This window comes from Paraburkholderia atlantica (assembly GCF_009362785.1).
Classification (GTDB): domain Bacteria; phylum Pseudomonadota; class Gammaproteobacteria; order Burkholderiales; family Burkholderiaceae; genus Paraburkholderia; species Paraburkholderia atlantica.
On sequence record NZ_WHNQ01000003.1, the window covers coordinates 91,613 to 109,192 of the forward strand.

The 17,580-nt window shown below is 61.6% G+C and carries 18 protein-coding genes; 8 read left to right on the forward strand and 10 right to left on the reverse strand.

From position 1 onward, the window contains the following. Window positions 1–40: 40 nt before the first annotated feature. Window positions 41–1,612 (reverse strand): MFS transporter, encoded by a 1,572-nt coding sequence (locus GCT19_RS04915; RefSeq protein WP_152851201.1) that lies wholly within the window; start codon window positions 1,610–1,612, stop codon window positions 41–43. A 155-nt stretch (window positions 1,613–1,767) separates the two neighbouring features. On the opposite strand from GCT19_RS04915, the gene GCT19_RS04920 reads away from it, so the two are divergent. After that, entirely contained in the window at window positions 1,768–2,670 is a 903-nt protein-coding gene (locus GCT19_RS04920; protein ID WP_152851202.1) for a LysR family transcriptional regulator, read from the forward strand. A gap of 87 nt (window positions 2,671–2,757) precedes the next feature. Here the strand turns inward: GCT19_RS04920 and GCT19_RS04925 are convergent, their stop codons facing one another. Then, window positions 2,758–2,958, reverse strand: a complete 201-nt coding sequence (locus GCT19_RS04925) for a hypothetical protein (protein ID WP_152851203.1) — start codon at window positions 2,956–2,958, stop codon at window positions 2,758–2,760. Continuing rightward, complete coding sequence (locus tag GCT19_RS04930) at window positions 2,955–4,511, reverse strand: alpha/beta hydrolase (protein WP_152851204.1); 1,557 nt, start codon at window positions 4,509–4,511, stop codon at window positions 2,955–2,957. The genes GCT19_RS04925 and GCT19_RS04930 overlap by 4 nt, the downstream gene beginning before the upstream one ends. A 113-nt stretch (window positions 4,512–4,624) precedes the next feature. Here GCT19_RS04930 and GCT19_RS04935 point away from each other — a divergent pair, with 113 nt between their 5' ends. Both GCT19_RS04935 and GCT19_RS04940 read left to right on the forward strand, forming a co-directional pair. After that, window positions 4,625–6,016, forward strand: a complete 1,392-nt coding sequence (locus GCT19_RS04935; RefSeq protein WP_152851205.1) for an FAD-dependent oxidoreductase — start codon at window positions 4,625–4,627, stop codon at window positions 6,014–6,016. 113 nt (window positions 6,017–6,129) lie between these two features. After that, window positions 6,130–6,426: a YdhR family protein gene (locus GCT19_RS04940; protein WP_013093629.1), complete on the forward strand. Its 297-nt coding sequence runs from the start codon at window positions 6,130–6,132 to the stop codon at window positions 6,424–6,426. Between the two features lie 38 nt (window positions 6,427–6,464). On the opposite strand, the gene GCT19_RS04945 is transcribed toward GCT19_RS04940, so the two are convergent. The 3 genes from GCT19_RS04945 to GCT19_RS04955 form a co-directional block, all read right to left on the reverse strand. Next, entirely contained in the window at window positions 6,465–7,133 is a 669-nt protein-coding gene (locus GCT19_RS04945; protein WP_152851206.1) for a response regulator transcription factor, read from the reverse strand. Window positions 7,134–7,151: 18 nt separating this feature from the next. Next, entirely contained in the window at window positions 7,152–8,057 is a 906-nt protein-coding gene (locus GCT19_RS04950; RefSeq protein WP_152851390.1) for a S1C family serine protease, read from the reverse strand. A gap of 169 nt (window positions 8,058–8,226) precedes the next feature. Beyond that, a complete protein-coding gene (locus tag GCT19_RS04955; RefSeq protein WP_026228857.1) occupies window positions 8,227–8,436 on the reverse strand; it encodes a hypothetical protein in 210 nt (69 codons plus the stop codon). A gap of 163 nt (window positions 8,437–8,599) precedes the next feature. On the opposite strand from GCT19_RS04955, the gene GCT19_RS04960 reads away from it, so the two are divergent. Both GCT19_RS04960 and GCT19_RS04965 read left to right on the forward strand, forming a co-directional pair. Further along, window positions 8,600–9,022: an ACT domain-containing protein gene (locus GCT19_RS04960; RefSeq protein ID WP_013093633.1), complete on the forward strand. Its 423-nt coding sequence runs from the start codon at window positions 8,600–8,602 to the stop codon at window positions 9,020–9,022. 77 nt (window positions 9,023–9,099) lie between these two features. Next, complete coding sequence (locus tag GCT19_RS04965) at window positions 9,100–9,561, forward strand: hypothetical protein (RefSeq protein WP_026228856.1); 462 nt, start codon at window positions 9,100–9,102, stop codon at window positions 9,559–9,561. A gap of 42 nt (window positions 9,562–9,603) precedes the next feature. On the opposite strand, the gene GCT19_RS04970 is transcribed toward GCT19_RS04965, so the two are convergent. Next, complete coding sequence (locus GCT19_RS04970; RefSeq protein ID WP_152851391.1) at window positions 9,604–12,357, reverse strand: UPF0182 family membrane protein; 2,754 nt, start codon at window positions 12,355–12,357, stop codon at window positions 9,604–9,606. 296 nt (window positions 12,358–12,653) lie between these two features. On the opposite strand from GCT19_RS04970, the gene GCT19_RS04975 reads away from it, so the two are divergent. Next, window positions 12,654–13,238 (forward strand): glutathione binding-like protein, encoded by a 585-nt coding sequence (locus GCT19_RS04975; RefSeq protein WP_152851207.1) that lies wholly within the window; start codon window positions 12,654–12,656, stop codon window positions 13,236–13,238. Window positions 13,239–13,554: 316 nt separating this feature from the next. On the opposite strand, the gene GCT19_RS04985 is transcribed toward GCT19_RS04975, so the two are convergent. Together GCT19_RS04985 and GCT19_RS04990 are read right to left on the reverse strand one after the other, a co-directional pair. Beyond that, window positions 13,555–14,487, reverse strand: a complete 933-nt coding sequence (locus tag GCT19_RS04985; RefSeq protein WP_152851208.1) for a hypothetical protein — start codon at window positions 14,485–14,487, stop codon at window positions 13,555–13,557. 229 nt (window positions 14,488–14,716) lie between these two features. Then, window positions 14,717–15,760: an AraC family transcriptional regulator gene (locus tag GCT19_RS04990; protein ID WP_152851392.1), complete on the reverse strand. Its 1,044-nt coding sequence runs from the start codon at window positions 15,758–15,760 to the stop codon at window positions 14,717–14,719. Window positions 15,761–15,907: 147 nt separating this feature from the next. Here GCT19_RS04990 and GCT19_RS04995 point away from each other — a divergent pair, with 147 nt between their 5' ends. Together GCT19_RS04995 and GCT19_RS05000 are read left to right on the forward strand one after the other, a co-directional pair. Further along, window positions 15,908–16,306, forward strand: coding sequence for a hypothetical protein (locus GCT19_RS04995; protein WP_152851209.1), 399 nt, complete (start codon window positions 15,908–15,910; stop codon window positions 16,304–16,306). Window positions 16,307–16,519: 213 nt separating this feature from the next. Next, on the forward strand, window positions 16,520–17,236 hold the full coding sequence (locus tag GCT19_RS05000) for a transposase (protein ID WP_152851210.1): 717 nt from the start codon (window positions 16,520–16,522) through the stop codon (window positions 17,234–17,236). A 22-nt stretch (window positions 17,237–17,258) separates the two neighbouring features. Here GCT19_RS05000 and GCT19_RS05005 read toward each other — a convergent pair whose 3' ends face one another. Then, window positions 17,259–17,480, reverse strand: a complete 222-nt coding sequence (locus GCT19_RS05005; protein WP_018436278.1) for a hypothetical protein — start codon at window positions 17,478–17,480, stop codon at window positions 17,259–17,261. Window positions 17,481–17,580 lie beyond the last annotated feature (100 nt).

Sequence of the window (17,580 nt, forward strand, 5' to 3'; positions counted from 1 at the left end):
GTCGCCGCGGCAGGTCATGGGGATGGCTCGCGCAGGAGGCTTAGGTGCTCGGGTGACGCGCACACTCATCCAGCGCAGAGTTCGGACGATGCGCGTGCGCGCCCAATCCGAACGCGACGACGCTGAGCAGCGCCAAAGCCCATACACCGATCACCGCGTACAGCATCACGAGACCAAAGCCGTGCACGAGCGCCGCATGAACGATCACGCCGTGCGGATCGGCGGTTGCGAGTTTCGCGCTGTCCTGCGTCAGATGCGCAAAATTGCCTGCGGCCACCTTCTGCGCGAGAAAACGCAGCGATAAGGTTTCGGAAGAGCCGGGAAGCGCGCGAGCGAGATAAGAAAGCACGCCTTCGAAAAGTATGTAACCCATCAGCGCGATATTGATGGCCAGGCTGATCAGTCTCGCGCTCATATCGATACCCGAGGCCATACCCGCGCGGTTCGACGAGACCGAGCCGGTCGCAGTATTGGTGACCGGCGTGTTGGTCATCCCCAGCCCGGTTCCGCACAACAGGCATCCCGGCAGCATCGTGAGCCAACTCGCGTGCTCCACGCCGGCTCCGCACCTCATCAGGATGAAGCCGAGACCGATGATGAACAGTCCGAGCGGAATGACCCTGCGCGCATCGAAGCGCAGCGCAAGCCGCTCGGCAAATGGCGGCACGATAAGAGTCGGCAGTGTATAGGCGAGCAAGGACAGTCCGGTCTTCACATTCGGGTAGCCGAGCGCGCCCTGAAAATAGATCGGTAGATAGATCATGAACGGCCAGTAGCTGAAGTTCATGCCCATCGATCCGAATATCGCGCCTGAAAACCGCCGGATGCGGAATACGGAAAAGTCGAACATCGGCCGACGACTACGCTTCTCGACAACGATGAACGCAATAAAACTCAACGCCGTCGCCGCGACGATGCTTAGCGCGGCGGGGCTATCCAACCCGAGGTCCGGTCCTTGCGTAATGAAATAGACGAGGCCGAAACACGCTGCGGAAAGCGTGAGGATGCCGGCAACGTCCAGGGTTTGCGCATGTGGGTCGCGGGACTCCTGAACACCCGCAAAGACGAGACCTAGCGCCACGATCGAGATCCACGCGTGGACGAGGAACACCCACTGCCAGTTGGCGATTGCGACGATCATGCCGCCGATGATCGGACCAAAACCGAGTCCGATGCCGAAGATGATTCCCCACGCGCCAAACGCTTTGCTGCGGTCGCGCCCTTCTTGAAACTGATGCGACAGCACCGCCACCTGGCAGATCAGCATCGCTCCGCCGCCCATGCCCTGAAAAAAGCGGCTGACGATCAGGACCGACGCACTCTGTGCGAGTCCGCAGATGAGGGACGTGATCCCGAACATCACGATGCTGGCAACGTAGATGCGTTTGCGTCCAAAACGGTCTGCCAGCGCCCCGGTGCCCATCAGCACGGCGGTGCACGCGAGCGTGTAGGCATTCATGATCCATTGAATCTCCTTGAAATCCGCGTGCAGCACGTCTTCAAGGGTGGAGAGCACCGTCGGCACACTGGAAATTTCGAGGCCGAACATCAGCGACGTCAGGCATACCGCGGCGAGCGCCACGGCATTTTTCGGAGGGGTGGCGAGTGTCATCGGATATCGCAAGGAAAGGTGCGTTTGCGCGTACACGTCGGCGTACACGGAGGGAGCTACTCGAACAGCATCACGTGCGATGTACTATAACGGGAACCACCGTCCCTATTGACGCAGTTTTTTCCCACAACTTATTCCCCCAAGGACCCAATTCGATGGATCAACTCGATGGCGTAGCGGTCTTTGTCAAGGTGATCGAAGCCGGTAGCTTTACCGTTGCGGCGGAACGCCTGCATCTCACACGGTCGGCCATCGGCAAAGTGATTGCGAAGCTCGAGGCTCGCCTCGGCGTACGCCTGCTCCAGCGCACGACGCGTAGCCAGACACTGACGGAGGCGGGGCGCAGCTATTACGATCGATGCGTCCGCGCGCTCGCCGAGCTGGACGCCGCCGAGGCCGAACTGGAGACCGGATACAGCGAGCCACGCGGGCGCCTGCGGGTCAGCGCGCCGCTCGCCTTCGGCCACCACTGCGTCGCTCCAGTGTTGTTCGGACTGGCACGCAAGCACCCCCAACTACAGATCGACATCTCGTTTACGGACCGGGCAGTCGATCTCGTCGAAGAAAACATCGATCTTGCGGTGCGCATCGGCGATTTGCGCGACAGCACGAGTCTGGCCGCACGGCACCTCGGGGTTCAGGAAACGAGCATCGGAGCCGCCCCGGCGTATCTTGCGCGGCATGGGACGCCCGTCGATATCGGCGATTTCGGAAAGCATGCGGGCATCGCTTACTCGCGCGCCGGCGTGGTGTCGCCATGGCGCGTACTCGATACGGACGGGGCTGAACGGGAATTGCTGATCAAGCCGCAACTGAGCCTGGACGACATCCAGGCGATTGCCGGAGCAGGTGTCGCCGGTCTGGGGCTCGTGCAGTTGCCGTGCTGGTTGCTGACTCGATATGTGATGACGGGCGAACTCGTCGCGGTGAGGGAGCGTTGCGGCGTGCGACCACAGGATATCCACGCGGTGTGGCCGAACACGCGATATCTTCCGTTGAAGACTCGTTGTGCCATCGATGCACTGGTTGCGGAGATCCCGCCGATGATTCTCCGTTGACGTGCGGATCCCGCCGCCGGTACGCGAGGAATGTCAGCTCGTCTCGCAACGCCACCTCGCGCACGCCGCGCTCCATGCACCGGTCCTTCACGCCGCCGCCCATTTCGTTTTCGCGATCAGCGGAAAGCCGACCGACAGCTTCATGGTCGCGGCGACGCTCGGCACCGAGAACAGGCAGTTGTCACCCGACGCGACCCGGAAGTACATCCTGTCTTTGTGCGGTGCATGGCTGAATGGATGCCACGGCTGTCCCATGTTGTTCAGGCCGAGATCGACCGATTCGGTCATGCAGCGAGACTACCGACGAATTGTCTGATGCTGGCGAGGACTGCTCGCTGGTCGCCCGCAAAAACCCAGTGATCGGCGCCGTCGAGTTCGACGTATCGCGCGTGCGCGATATGGCTGGCGAGATGCCGGCCAGCGCCGACCCGAACGGCGTGGTCGTCGTGACGGTGCAGCACCAGAGTCGGCGCGGAGACCCGGCCCAATAGATCGCGCACATCCATATCGCGTAACGCCTCGAGCACGCCCTTGATCGCTCCTGGGCTCGACGCAGCCCGGAGCAAGCCCGCCCACCACGCTCGCGCCTGAGGATCGCGAGCCAGGCTCGGCGCGAACGTTTCGATGCCCGCCGGCCCGCCCCATGCTGCGACGAGTTGCTGGAGCCACGCGTCATACTGGCTAGCCCGCAGCGCGTGCGGATAGTCGGGTGTCGCGCTTCCCTTCGCCAGCGAGCCGAACAGAACGAGGCCGGTGACTCGACCGGGGTGATCGGCTGCAAATCTGATGCATGCCGGTCCGCCCTCGGACGCGCCGAACAGCACCACCCGGCGGCTCCCGGCGGCGTCGAGCACCGTGCCGAGGTCCTGCGCGGTCGCGTCGACGCCGGGGTTGAAGCCGACACGATCGGAAAGCCCGATACCGCGACGATCGAGCAGTATGAGCCGGCCCATCTCAGCGAGAGCAGAGAGGAACGCGCGGCAGCGCGGCTCCTCCCAGATCCGTTCGACGTGGGACACGAAACCGGGCAGCAGCAACACATCGATACCGCCGGCACCGTAGGTCTGGAACGCGAGATGGACGCCGCCGCCGAGTACATAGCGCGTCGGCGGCGGGGCCTCGATCGGCAACGTGGGGACGGCGTTCAGCAGCGCACGGGTCTCGGCTTCGGGCGCCACATCGAGCGCGTCGCGAAGGCGCTGGGTCATGGCGTCGAAGTGACGCTCGGCCGTAGCCCGGTCTCCGGCGAGCAGCAGATTGCGGATCAGGTGCCGGGCGTACGCTTCGCTCAGCGGATCCAGTTGAACGAGTCGGCCGGCGTGCGCAGCCGCTGTCGCGTAGTCGCCTGCCGCATGCCTGTCTTGCACCACCCGTTCCAGCGCGTGGATCGCCCTGCCCCGCAGAGCCTCACGGCGAAAGAAAGCCCATTCGTCGAACTGCGGGCAATCGCCAGCCGAAAACCCGTCGAGAAAGTCGCCGGAATATTGACGGCATGCCCGCTCGAACTCGCCCACATCACAGGCTTGCTCGAACAGTTGCGAATCAATTTGCAGGCCGATCGCTAATGACCATCGAAGCGTCGACCGGTCGGTGGTGAGGACGTCGTCGCCCAGCGTCAACTGGAGGCGGTACATCAGGCGCCGCAGCCGCACCCGTACGACATCTTCGCTGCTATCCGGCCACAACATGGTCGCGACGGTGTCGCGTCCGACCGGCCCCTTCGCTTCCGCCAGATAGACCAGCAGCGCCAGGCCTTTGCGCAAGCCTATCGGACACGGCTGGTCGTCCCGACGGATCTCCGGAAAACCAAGCGTCCTTACGTTGAACAGAGCCATCGTCATGCAAGCCTCCATGACGGCGTCGAGGGGACGCTCAGGGGACGCGTCGATCCTACCATGCACGCCAGACGATCATCGCTGCACTCATTGCGGCGGATCGCACTGGAGGATTTGCCATGAAGAACCTGGGTAAGCATGCGATCGTGATAGGCGCCGGAATGGGTGGGCTGCTGGCCGCACGCGCGCTATCGGATTTCTATTCCACCGTGACCGTGCTCGAACGCGATGCGTTTCCGGCAGAGGACAGCTGGCGCAAAGGCGTCCCGCAGGGTCGTCACACGCATGGGCTTCTTGCCCGCGGCAGCGCGGTGCTCGAGGAGTTCTTTCCCGGATATAACAACGAGGTCGTCACGCAAAGCGGCGGATTGCTCGGCGATGTCGCGAACGATCTGCTGTGGATCGGCCGCAACGTCACGCTTGCCAATGGCAACAGCGATTTGACCGGGCTTCTGGCGAGCCGTCCCGTGCTCGAAGGCCATCTGCGACGGCGGCTGCTGGCACTGCCGAACGTGCGCGCCATCGAGAATTGCGCTGTGCGAGGGCTCGCCAGCGACTCCGCCCGCGAGCGCGTGACGGGTGTGCGCATACGCGCCGAAGGCAGGCCGGAAGAGACCCTCGACGCGGACCTCGTCGTCGATGCGACTGGACGTAACTCGTCCAGCGCGACGTGGCTCGAAGCGCTCGGCTACCAAGCTCCGGTCAGCGAGAAGGTCGAGGTCGGCATCGGCTACACGACCCGCACCTATCGACGTCGCCCGAGCGATCTCGACGGCAAGCTCGGCATCATCGTCGCCGGCAGTGCGCCGAACTGGCGGAACGGCGTGATCCTCGCGCAGGAGAACGACAGCTGGATCGTCAGTACCGGCGGCTCTCTCGGCGACGAGGCCCCCGATAACGACGAGGGCTTTCTCGCGTATCTGGCGACGCTGCCGACGATGGAAATTCATGACATCGTCGCCGCAGCGGAGCCGTTGAGCGGCTACCGGCGCTACCGCTACGTCCACAGTTTGCGTCGTCGATACGAGACGCTTGCACGCTTTCCCGGGAACTACCTGGTTTTCGGTGACGCTATCTGCAGCTTCAACCCGGTCTACGGTCAGGGCATGACGGTCGCGGCGCAGGAGGCGCTGACGCTGCAACGCTGCCTGCTGCGCGCAGGTTCGAACGATCTTGCTCGGCGGTTCTTCAGGGAGGCCGCAAAAATCGTCGACATCGCATGGGACATCGCGGTCGGCAACGACCTTCGCAATCCGCTGATCGAGGGCCGACGGCCGCCGATGCTACGTTTCATCAACCGGTACATCGGCTGGCTTCACGTTGCCGCGACCCGCGACAGCACACTGGCCACCGCGTTTCTGAAGGTAGTCAACCTGATGGTCCCGCCGCCGTCGCTGCTGAGGCCTGCCATTGCCTGGCGCGTCTGGCGAGGCAACCGGCGCTCTGCGTTACCGCTTTCTCACCCGCAATCGGGCGAGTCCCCTGCTAACAAGCGTATTGAACTAACCTAGTTCGGGTAAGCCCAGCCATACCTGCATTCGCGAGTCCGAGCGGGTGCAGTTCCTGCCAAGACGGACGCTTCCGTCGAAGCTTCCATTGATGACGGCGTCGAAAGGAGTACGACATGATCGGTGTATTCGTTACGTTTCGCTACGGCGACAACTTCGATGAACGAGCCGTGCGCACGATTGCTGAGACCGCCCGCGCAAGGTTCGAGGGAATGCCGGGGCTACGTTCAAAGGCTTTCACACTCAATTCCGCAAAGCGTGAAGCCACCAACTTCTATGTTTGGGAATCGGAGGACGCAGCCAAAGCGTTCTTCACCGATGAACTCCGCGATCGGGTAACCGGTCTTTACGGTGTACGCCCTGACGTCGAATTCGTGCAGATTGCCGCGCTGGTGGAAAACGCTCGAACGTGATGTCGTCCAGCACCGTGGATAGACAAACACGAGCTTGTCTACACCATGATGAATCCGTGTCGCATGCCGAGCATCACCGCCTCGGTGCGATTGGTCGCACCGAGTTTGCCGAAGATGGACGACAGGTGGAATTTCACCGTGTTGTCCGAGATGTCGAGTTGCCGCGCGATCTCCTTGTTGCCGAGTCCATCGGCGAGCATTGCCAGCACTTCGATCTCTCGTGACGTCAACGCTTCGAACGATTCGGCGGGCGACTTCTGGCGCGACGGTCTCGTTTCGGCGAGCAGCCTTGCGAGGATGTCTGGCGTCAGCACGCAAAGGCCCGCGGCGACGGCTTCGATCGACGCGACGATTTCAGCTGGCATCGCGTTGCGCGGCAGGATGGCCACCGCATCGGCGGGCAACGCATCGAGCATCCAGTCGCTGTCCGGGTCGTCGCTCAACAGCACGAGCGACGGTGACGCGTGCGAGAGTTCGAATAGTGTCTTGAGCGCGTCGCTTGGCTCCGGCGCGATGTCGGTGACGATCACGTCCGGCACCGATCCCGCGAGACAATCGACGAGCTTTTCGGCGTCGGCTGCGCTTGCCAGGAACTCGAGTGCCGGGTTCGCCTCGACAAGCGCTTGCAGACTTGCGCACTCCTGCCACGATGCCGCCATCACTGCGACCCGCCAAGGCGCCGTCTGTCTCGTCTGTCCATCCGACATTTCGTCGTTTCCCGGAGCTCACCTGCACGAATTCCGTTGGGGCCGTTCGCCCACTGTTACCGAACAAGCGTGGCGCTCGCCACCTCGGATCACGGCGATTTGCAGCTGCTGCCCAACGCTTGCGGAGCCCAGCGCGGCAGCTACGTCGCCCATGTCGCGGCAAGGCTTGCCGTCCAGTTCGATCAGTACATCGCCTATCAGCACGCCCGCCTGCTCCGCAGGGCCGCCCGGCGCAAGCGAATTGATCAGCAAGCCACTGCTGAACGACAGGTTCATTTCCTTGACCCAGGCGTCCGGCAGGCCGACCCGCTGCGTGCCGACACCAAGGTAGCCCCGCGACACGCGCCCTTTCGCCAACAGTTCATCGGTGATGCGCTCCACGCTCGTCCCCGGAATCACGATGCCGGCGCCGCGCATCAGCGCCGAGGTGCAGATGCCGACCACCTGCCCGCGCATATCCGCGAGGGCCGCCCCCGAGAAACCGGGGCGCAGACCGCCGTCCAGTCGCACGAACGCATCGAGTTGTCCGCCTCTCCACGTGCGCCAGGCCCCCCCTACGCCGCCGATCACACCAAAATCAGCGCTGACGCCGGAATCGTCCGCACGTGCGACGGCGAGCGCAAGATGGCCCGGCTTCAGTGAATGGGCATCGCCGGAATCGATCGGGTCGAGATCGACGCCGTCCAGTTTCAGCACGCCGACGTCGGAGCCCGGGTCCTGGCCCGCGAGGACTGCGGCGACCGTACGGCCGTCGGTCAATGTGACTTCGATCCCTTCCTCCCGCCTGATCGTATGTGCAGCCGTCACGACGACGCCACGTCGCCAGATTACGCCGCTCGACGGCATGCGATGCCGGCCGTGTACCGCCACGACACTCCGCCCGACTCGCTCGACGATGTCCGCCAGATTGTCCGAGAGATCCATCAAAGGATTGCCGCTCGAGGATGTGGTTTCCATTTCAAGCCCCCTGCCCATTGCGTAATGACGACGGATTCACAATGACAGAACGACGGGGGACGCACACCACCCGAATGGGTAGCCGGGTAAATGAAGTGCGGACTTCACGATGCAACGAGTCCGGCTCGCGACGCGGTTAGCGCCGCCCGCTACGACCCCACACATAGCGCACCCATCGCTGCCAGCGGCTTTGCGGTGGAGCGGGCGCGTGGCGTGCAGTCTGCGCTTCGCGGTCGCGCTGGACGGACTTCTGCACCTGTTCGTGGATCTGCCTCAAGCTCATGCCGCCCGGGCCTTTCAGCTTGTCGGGATCGGCAGCGGGATCGCTATCGGGATCGTCTGTCATCAGAGTCGCCTGTTTGTGAAGAGGCGACTTGATCTTGATACAGATGCCCAGCAGCGGCAAGTTGGACGCCGCTCGCCGATCGGCGCGGAGTTCAACGGTCCTTGCCCGCGTGCCGTTCGTGAAGTAGATTTTTCTAATGAGGTTCAAGCCGGGAGGGACGGCCATGGAACTGAGTGTGGAACGTGTCGAGGTTTGGGCAGCTACCATCGACGACAAACCGGGAGGTCTTGCGAAAGTTTTAAGCGTCTTGCGGGATGCTGGTGCCGACTTGCAGTTCATCGTGGCACGTCGCACGCCAGAGGCATCGGGCAAGGGAGTCGTGTTCGTCGCTCCGCTACAGGGAGACACTGCGACCCGTGCCGCCACGCAGGCGGGGTTCAGCGTCACCCCGAGCCTGCACTCCATCCGTGTAATGGGTCTGGACCAGTTGGGCATCATCGCGCAATTGAGCCAGATGTTGGCGGATGGCGGGATCAATCTCCGCGGCGTCTCGGCCGCTGTACTTGGCACGCAGTTCATCGCTTATCTCGCGCTCGACTCGTTGGACGATGCCGAAAAGGCGATTGACCTTCTACAAAGGGCCTGAAGTGCGCGTGCCGGGCTGCGAACCGGCTTGGCTCTTGCTGGCAGCAAATCCCAATGCCGGTAGGGAGGTCGGCAGGGATGAAGACACCGACGACCACAAGGCGGGTGCTGTGGGCGCTTTCGCTTTGCATTATTGCGACTTGCATGGCCGTTGGCGCGGTATTGCTGTTCGAGCTGTTGGTGGTCGGTCGTGCCGTCAGCGATTTCCGCCGGGACGCGGCCATAGCGCAAGCGGACACCGAACGAGGCGAGCCGGCCACGCTCGAGGAGCGCATCAACCCGCCCTATCTGAAGCGGTACGGCTTGGACCGCAACCTGTATAAGGACATTCGCGGAAACTTTTCGCCAACCGGCGCTGACTGGCGGCAATGGGGCTTGCGAACCAAGGTCGCAGCCACTGTGATGTGGCTGGGTCACGATCCACCGGGAACGTGGTGGACCTACGTTCAGATCCAGTGCGTTGACCGTTTTCCTGAAGCTCATGCCGACAGCGAGCCGATCGTCGATGTTGCCGACGCTTGCCTCGGCGAACCGCATTGATCGACGCCCGGGCGTCCAACCACCTCCTCCGTGTCCCATGGGTCATTTCTGATCATCGGAACGGCCAGCACCGAGTGCCTCGAGCAACGGCCGCAGAGCATTCAGTTCCGCGCCGAAGCCGCTCCAGTCTCCCGTCTTCAGGCGCTCGATCGCGCGGTCATAGTGGGCAAGCGCTTCTCTCGCGCGAGCGTCCATTGCGCCTCGGGGCGATGATGCCGCTTGTGTGGTCTCCTGGAACAGCGCCGCCAGCGCTTGATCCAGGGTGTCCTCCATCACCACACGGTCACCATAGGCGGCAATTACCCGCTTCAACTCCGGCAACTGACCGGACGCCGCGCGCAAGTAGAGCGGAGAAACGTAGAGGAGCGAGTTCTCGATCGGTACCACCACAAGATGACCGCGTATCACGCGTGAGCCCATCTGGTTCCACAACGAGATCTGCTGCGAGATCTCGGTATTCTGCTGAATGCGCGCTTCGATCTGAAACGGCCCGTAGACCAGCTTGTCCTTCGGAAAGGTATACACGATGAGCTTGCCGTACCCGGGCTGATCGCAACGCGCCGCGAGCCAGGCAATCATGTTCTCCCGTTGGCTCGGCACCATCGGCAGCATCAGGATGAACTCGGCGCGCGGGTCGCCGGGGAGTCGCATGATCGTGTAGTACGGCGGCATCGTGCTGGCGGAGCTTCCGCCATCCATGCCGATCAGCTCCTGAGGAAACTGCCACAGATCCTCGCGGTTGTAGAACACTTCCGGCGCATCCATGTGATACGCGCGGTAGAGCTGCGCCTGGATCAGGAACAGATCTTCGGGGTAACGGATATGCTGCCGTTGCCCCGCTGGCATCGCGTCCAAAGGCTTGAACATACCGGGGAAGATGCGCGCGTAGGTGCGCAGCAGCGGATCGGCGGGATCGCTGACGTAGAAATCGACCGTGCCGTTATAAGCGTCGACCACCACCTTGACCGCGTTTCTGATGTAGTTGGCGTTGTCGCCGAAACCCGGGCGGGAGTAAGGAAACCACTGGCTGACGGTGTAGGCGTCCTGTATCCAGAACAGCCGCCCATTGCTCGCGACGACATAGGGATCGTGGTCGAGAGTCAGGAACGGCGCAATCGTACGCACCCGGTCCTGAATGTTGCGATGAAGCAGGACCCGGCTCTGATCCGTGATATAGCCGCTCAGCAGGATGTTCGGATCGTCGAGCTGCCAGGCAAACAGACTGCGGCGCCCCACACCGCCGAGCGTGACGCCGTCGCGCCCGCTATAGGTCGTGTACGCATTGGTCGGCCTGCGGGGATAGTCGAACTCGGCTACATTGCCGTTCACGATCACATAGTCCTGCCGGCCTTCACCGAAATAGAGACGTGGTTCGCGAATGGCCGGACCGCCGCTGGAGACGGGCGGAATATCGTGCAGATAGAAAGACGGTAAGCCTTCAGTGGATTTCTCTGTGACTGGCGACATCACGACGCCGATGCCGTGAGTAAAGATAAGGTGCAGGTTCACCCAGGTTTGAGCGTTGGACGGAAGCATCGCCGGTTCCAGTTCGCGCGCCGACAGCACCACCTGCCTGTATCCGCTATCGAGCTGATAGCGGTCGATGTCCACTGAAAGAAACTTGTAGTAAGTCCTGATCTCCTGCAACTGTGCGTAGGTATCCATCAGCGGTTGTACGTCCCATAGCCGGATGTTGTCGATGGTCGCCCGATTGGCCTGCAGCGAGTCGAGAGTCAGTCCCTGCTCGGCCTCGAACGGTTTAACCTCGATCTTGGCGAGGCCGTAAGCCTGTCGCGTTAGCGCGATAGTGTGTTCGATATAGGGTGTTTCCAGTGTCAGCTCGCTCGGTTTGACATAGAAGCGCTGAAACAGCGATGGATAGATCTCGGCGAACACAATCGAACTGCCGAATACGAGCAGCGCGAGAACGACGGGCTGCAGATGGCTGCGCCGGCGCATGTTGATCCAAAGAGCAACGGATGAGGCCGCCCCAAGGCCGACAAGCATCCACAGGACCGGCAACTCGACGTGGACATCGGTATAGCTGGCGCCGACCACGACGCCGTTGTCGCCATAGAGCAGCAGAAAGCGGTCGAGCCACCACGACCAGGCCTTCACCGCAAAGAACAAACCGAGCAGTGCGGAGCCATGAGTGATGGCGGCGGCCGACAGTGTGCGTGGCGGCCGCTCCAGCGCGATGTCGCCGCGCAATGCGTAGACCGCACCTGCTACGATCGCGCTCCAGAAGACCAGTTGCAGCAGCCAGTTCTTCAGTGCGATATACGCGGGGAGCGAGAACAGATAAAAGCCGATGTCCCGGTCGAAGATCGGATCGCGCTCGCCAACGGGCACCTGATAAATGAAGCGCAGCGCGACGTCCCAGTTCGAGACCTCGCCGGCGGCGATAACCAGGCCCAAGACAGCCGCGGCGCAGGCAATACTGGCGCGCCAGGGAACGTGCGGCGCGATCAGTTCGGACAGCTCGACGGCAACCTCGCTCGCATGCGACGGATCGGCTGCTTGCGCTCGCAACACATCGACGCGCCTCGCGTAACGATGCGCCAACATCCCCGACAGCCAGATCGCGCACGCCGAGACTGCGAACACCGTCGCAAACAGCAGCACCCGCGCGGAAAAGATGGTCCAGAAAACGCCACCATAGCCGACCGAAGAGAACCAGAGCCAGTCGACGAGGATGCCGGTGATGCGTCCGACGACGATCAGAGCAACGACGACGGCCGCCACCGTGATTGCATAGCGTCTCAGGCGCACGCCGGACTTCACTCCCGACCGCATGGTTCCTCCTGTGCTGGCCGTCGCCGATGCCCTGCTGCGGTTGCGATCCTGGTTCGGATGGAGCCGGTTCAGACAGCTTGAATCATTGTAGTTCGGTGCGGCTATTGACATTGGCACCACCGGTAAGTGGCTACTCGTCCGGGGGCTTGCTTTTCCCGCTCGCGGAGCCACAGTCAGAATACTCGTGGCCCTACTTTCTGCATGCGATCGAGTTTACCGGACCGTTCCATGGCGGCGGCACACCCTTTGCTGCGATGAAACGGTTTGGTTCATTTCACGAAAAGGGGACCTCTACCATGAAGCTCTACTATTCACCTGGTGCCTGCAGCCTCGCCGACCATATCGCTATGCATGAGGCCGACCTCACTTTCGACAGGGTTCGCGTCGATTTGAAGTCGAAGGAGACCGAAACGGGGGAGCAGTTCAATCAGATCAATCCAAAGAGTTACGTCCCAACCCTCGAGATGGATGATGGTCAGCGGCTTACCGAGAATATCGCGATTCTTTCGTGGCTCGCACAGCGCAAACCTGCGCTTGCGCCCAATAGCGAACCGGGCAACCTGCGCCTGCTCGAGATGCTCGCGTTCATTTCGACCGAAATCCACAAGCAGTTCGGCCGTGTTTTCAAGCCCACTTCGGACGCTGAAGCAACGGCAGCGCGCGAGAAGCTCGGCCAACGCTTTCAGTTGATCGCGACCATGTTCAAGGGCGATTACCTGTTCGGCAGCGAAGCGAGTGTAGCGGACGCGTATTTGTTCACCATGCTGCTCTGGGCCAAGAAGGTGGGTATCGAAGTGCCTGAAAAATTGGGAGCCTTTGCCGAACTGATGCGCGCACGTCCGGCCGTCCAGCTTGCGATGAAGCACGAGGGACTGGAATGATGAAGCGCCGATCGTCGCCGCGCCCGCGGACAATCGTCTTCACCGCCCGATAAGGTCCACGCCAGGCAAACGCGGCGCGACGAAAACCATCCGGTCCTCGCCGCGCGCGTCACGCCTTGCGATTCACTCGACCACGAGCGTCGCTTTCAACACAACCGCATTCGCCGGGTTGTAGACGTTCGGAGACGTCGCCCACCGTCATGCACGCGTTCAACGCCGCAATCAGATGTTTCTGAGGATTGGCAATCCGGTTCGAATCGCCCGAGTTCGCAAGGCTCGTCGATATCTATCGTGAAACGGCGCGGCACGCGCTCGCTCAATGCATCGCGTCGAGTAGCGCCCGGATGCGCGTCCCCTGCTCTTCGGAGACGAGCCCATCGAGCACTTCCGCGAAATGAGGATGATGCATACCGGAATGGAGGTACTGCCACCTGTAAGCGTGATGGAAATTCGCCTCGATCGACCTGACCTCGGCTTCGACGACGGCACGCCCGCAGTTCGCGATGAAATAGCGCGAGTCCGCTGCCGCCTGCACGCGCAAAATGCCGTCGAACGCAGTCAGCAGTTCCATGAAGTCATTGACCGCGTGATCGCGCGCCGCATCCGTCAGCGTAGCGTCGTGCCGCTTCCATTCGAGCTCGTCGAGAATCGCGTGCTGACTTTCTTCCTTCCAGTGGTAAAGAAATACATTCTTGAACAGCTCGGATAGCTGTTCGTCGGGATGAATGCTCTGGCGGTAGTGAATCTGCGAGAACAGTTCGATATGCAGCGTCATGGCCAGCACCGCCCACGTGCTCTTGCCGAGCACCACGGCGGCCAGCGCATCGGGATCGACGTCGAAGTGGTAACCCGCGGGCAGCGTTTCGCCGATCATTTGTTCGATGCGGCGAAACAGCGCCTGGTGTTTGAGCTCTTCGTCGCTGAAGCGCACGAGCGCTTCGAGCGCCACCTGATCGCCGAGCCAGTAGTCGCGACTCACTTCCAGCACCTTGGCGTTGATGAAGCGCTCGACCAGCCCGAACACGTTAGCGTAGGTGCGCCCCTGAATCTGGCTGACGAATCGCTTCTCGCCCTCCGAGAGCGTGATGAAATCCGGCACCAGCGAGAGTCCGTCCGGCAAATACTTCTGGGACATATCGAAGGTACGGTCTCCAATCACATCACGGTCGATGTCCCAATTGACCATCTTCGAAGCGCGAATGCATCGGGCGTAGCGAGCGCGATCGGATAGCCGCAATACTGCGTTCATAGAAGTTCTCCCCATATTGACCGCCACGCGGTCTGGCGTTGAGCGTCGGTTCACCGGACAAAGCCAGTCGAATGATCTGGCTTTCCGGCACGCTCAATTTACGATTGGGAGTCTTGGGGTTCTATGATCGAGTCGCCGCGCGATATGACTGAAACGCCGTTTCTTGTTGTTTGCCTGCACAGATCGACAGACGAGGTTGTCGAGCCGGCACGGCGCCTCGTGGCAGGCATCACTGGTCCGGCATTGCGGCAACGCCACTAGTATGTTGCGAGAGCTGCGCTGATGTTGCCGCGCCGTCGGCCTGTCCTTTGCTCTTGCGCCAACCGGCAGGCGGCATGCCGAATTCGCGTCTGAACGCGCGACTGAATGCGGCTTCCGACTCATAGCCAATCTGTTCCGCCACTGCGTTGAGCGGCTTGCTCCCGATCCGAAGTTCGTGCGCCGCAATCTGCATGCGCCACCTCGCGAGATATTGCATCGGCGGCTGCCCCAGAAGATCGGTAAACCGTTGCGCCAACGCGGAACGCGACAGGCCCACTTTGCGCGCAAGCTCCTCGACGGTCCACGCATGCGCCGCCTGCGCATGAAGCAGCGAAAGCGCGCGTCCAACGTAGCGGTCACGCACGCCGGCAAGCCACCCGATCTGGTTCTCAGGCAGCGCTTCAATACAGCTACGGATCGCTTCGACAAACAGCAGTTCCGATAGCCTGGCAAGCACGATCGTGCCGCCCGCGCGCGACTCGGCCGCTTCGGCGGCGGCAAGTTTGAGAGACGACTCGAGCCATGCCGCGCGCGGGTCCTGGCGCATGTCGATCTTGAAGAGCCGTGGCAGCGCTGACAGCAGCGGATTGTTCAGAGTATCGTCGCAGGCCAGAAAGCCGCACACGATGCGCGTCACAGCGCCCCCGCCGCCATGGGACAGCGTCATCACTTCACCGGGTGCTGTCGCCATCTGTTCGGCCAGCAGCGAGTCCGACGGCACCGGGGATAAATCGATCGCGCTGCCCATGATGTGCGTTTCACCCTGAGGCACCACGATCAGTTCGCCGGCATGGACGTGAATAGCCGAACCGGGATCGCCGGCCAACTTCGCCCAGCAACTCCCCTCTATGATCAGATGATAGGAAATGACGCGCTCGGAAGGCGGCAAATAAGCGCCGGAGAGCGATGCATCGGTGCGACCGATCAGACACCACGGTGCGGTGAATGTCCCGTTCAGAAATACGGCGCCGCTCAGACGAACGGCGCGCAGAACATCAGAGACTGCATCCATGGATAGCTCGCGTGAATTGCGATTTCCCGGGCGATAAACCTGGCCGCCGCTCAATCGTCAGGATGGCCAAGGGCTACATCTTATACCCGCAACCTCACTCGATGACAAATCCCTTACTGATGTTTGTCGCGAGGCTTATGAAGCATTTTGCGGGTCCGCTGGAGACTCGCGCAAAGCGTCGGCAAGAAGTGGACGATCGGTCAAGAAACAACGACGCATGGGCAGGACGGCCGCGGCTTGCCACAGGCACAGTTCACGACAGGAAGGAACATCACGGATCGACGTCATCCGCACTTCGCAGTCAAGCCTTCCTCGGACTTCAAAAACCTCGCGCGTCGCCCAACTGACCGCTTCGCGCGAACACAACAGCGTGAGATACCGATGAAAAGCCTGATAAGCCGTGCGATCTACCACCCGTTCATTGCGCTTTCCATTTTCTATCTGGTCGACGTTATGCATCACGTCGACTACAGCGTCGGCGGCGCGTTGCTGGTGCTGGCCACGAAGACGGTCTCGCGTGTTTTAAGTCTTTTCAACAAGGGATAGCGTTTGGGATGCGAAGCGACGACGCTATTCAGCGGCGACATAAAAACGCTGGCTGCGACCGGCAAATCAGCGAAAAGAGGCCAGAAAAAAGGCCTGTTCGCGATGCAAATGCGCGGAGTTGATCGATAGAATTTTCCGTAGCGCGTTACGCACCATGACGCGTCCGATATCTGTGGGATCGCTTTCCCACATCGGATTTCCGGTTAATTCAGCATGACACGGCTCGCACGGCACTACGTCCCCGAACAACCGCAACACGTAATCTTGCAGGGAATCGCGGGCCCTGCATTTCTGGACGAAGGAGACTACCTGTACTTCCTCGCCTGTCTGGCAGATGCCGCGCGCGTCGCTGATCTGGCAGTCCACGCGTGGGTACTCATGCCTGACGCGGTCCAGTTCCTCGTCACGCCTTCATACGAATCGAGCGTTGCCATGGCGATGCAGGCGGTTAGCCGTCGCTACGTCGAGACCTTCAACCGCCGCCATGGACGCCGTGGTGCGGTGTGGCGTGGCGGGTACCGGGCGACGGTGATCGAGCCCGACCGGTATTTCCTGCTCGCGAGCCAGGTCATCGATCAGGCGCCGGTGCGCAACCGCCTTGTGGCCGAACCGGCAAACTACCAGTGGTCGAGTTGCGCGCACCACATCGGGCTGCGTGTCGATAGCTTCATCAAGGATCACCCACTGTACCGGGCGCTCGGCAATACACCGTTCGAGCGCCAGCAAGCTTACCGCGATCTGGGTGCACAGCCGCTTGACGGACGCGATGTCGATAACCTGATGCAGTCGACGCTCAACGGCTGGGTGCTCGGCAGCGCCGCGTATTGCGAGTGGGCGGCGCGGACAGCCAATCGGCGCTTGATGCCACTACTGCTGCGCGACCGGCCGTCCGCGGTTCGCACGCCACGCGCGCTCTCACACGTGGGCTAAGCAAAGGAGAAACAAAACGGATTCAGTCTTTCTGCTGTCCAGCCATTTCTGCGGCCACGTGAAGTCCATTGTCCAACGCAGTTTCCTCCAGCGCGTAAGCGATACCCGGTTGGTGGCGCACTTCCTTGATTACGTCCCGAGAACGGTCGATGTGGATGATTTCAAATGTGTACCCACCTTCCGCTACCCCAATCGTTACGATCCGGTATGTATGTTTGCCTTTAGTGATCGTTTTAGTGGGCATCGATTCCTCCCGTCCGCGTCATTTTTCTCCGCCACCCGAGAAGCCATTTCATTCCGAAGTCGATTTGGTCGAAAAAGCCTCCGACCAAAATCAGCCAGGC

Excerpts from the sequence above, each read along its gene's own strand:
- GCT19_RS04915 (WP_152851201.1), bottom strand. The coding sequence starts at position 1,612 with ATGACACTCGCCACCCCTCCGAAAAATGCCGTGGCGCTCGCCGCGGTA.
- GCT19_RS04920 (WP_152851202.1), top strand. The coding sequence starts at position 1,768 with ATGGATCAACTCGATGGCGTAGCGGTCTTTGTCAAGGTGATCGAAGCC.
- GCT19_RS04925 (WP_152851203.1), bottom strand. The coding sequence starts at position 2,958 with ATGACCGAATCGGTCGATCTCGGCCTGAACAACATGGGACAGCCGTGG.
- GCT19_RS04930 (WP_152851204.1), bottom strand. The coding sequence starts at position 4,511 with ATGACGATGGCTCTGTTCAACGTAAGGACGCTTGGTTTTCCGGAGATC.
- GCT19_RS04935 (WP_152851205.1), top strand. The coding sequence starts at position 4,625 with ATGAAGAACCTGGGTAAGCATGCGATCGTGATAGGCGCCGGAATGGGT.
- GCT19_RS04940 (WP_013093629.1), top strand. The coding sequence starts at position 6,130 with ATGATCGGTGTATTCGTTACGTTTCGCTACGGCGACAACTTCGATGAA.
- GCT19_RS04945 (WP_152851206.1), bottom strand. The coding sequence starts at position 7,133 with ATGTCGGATGGACAGACGAGACAGACGGCGCCTTGGCGGGTCGCAGTG.
- GCT19_RS04950 (WP_152851390.1), bottom strand. The coding sequence starts at position 8,057 with ATGGATCTCTCGGACAATCTGGCGGACATCGTCGAGCGAGTCGGGCGG.
- GCT19_RS04955 (WP_026228857.1), bottom strand. The coding sequence starts at position 8,436 with ATGACAGACGATCCCGATAGCGATCCCGCTGCCGATCCCGACAAGCTG.
- GCT19_RS04960 (WP_013093633.1), top strand. The coding sequence starts at position 8,600 with ATGGAACTGAGTGTGGAACGTGTCGAGGTTTGGGCAGCTACCATCGAC.
- GCT19_RS04965 (WP_026228856.1), top strand. The coding sequence starts at position 9,100 with ATGAAGACACCGACGACCACAAGGCGGGTGCTGTGGGCGCTTTCGCTT.
- GCT19_RS04970 (WP_152851391.1), bottom strand. The coding sequence starts at position 12,357 with ATGCGGTCGGGAGTGAAGTCCGGCGTGCGCCTGAGACGCTATGCAATC.
- GCT19_RS04975 (WP_152851207.1), top strand. The coding sequence starts at position 12,654 with ATGAAGCTCTACTATTCACCTGGTGCCTGCAGCCTCGCCGACCATATC.
- GCT19_RS04985 (WP_152851208.1), bottom strand. The coding sequence starts at position 14,487 with ATGAACGCAGTATTGCGGCTATCCGATCGCGCTCGCTACGCCCGATGC.
- GCT19_RS04990 (WP_152851392.1), bottom strand. The coding sequence starts at position 15,760 with ATGGATGCAGTCTCTGATGTTCTGCGCGCCGTTCGTCTGAGCGGCGCC.
- GCT19_RS05000 (WP_152851210.1), top strand. The coding sequence starts at position 16,520 with ATGACACGGCTCGCACGGCACTACGTCCCCGAACAACCGCAACACGTA.
- GCT19_RS05005 (WP_018436278.1), bottom strand. The coding sequence starts at position 17,480 with ATGCCCACTAAAACGATCACTAAAGGCAAACATACATACCGGATCGTA.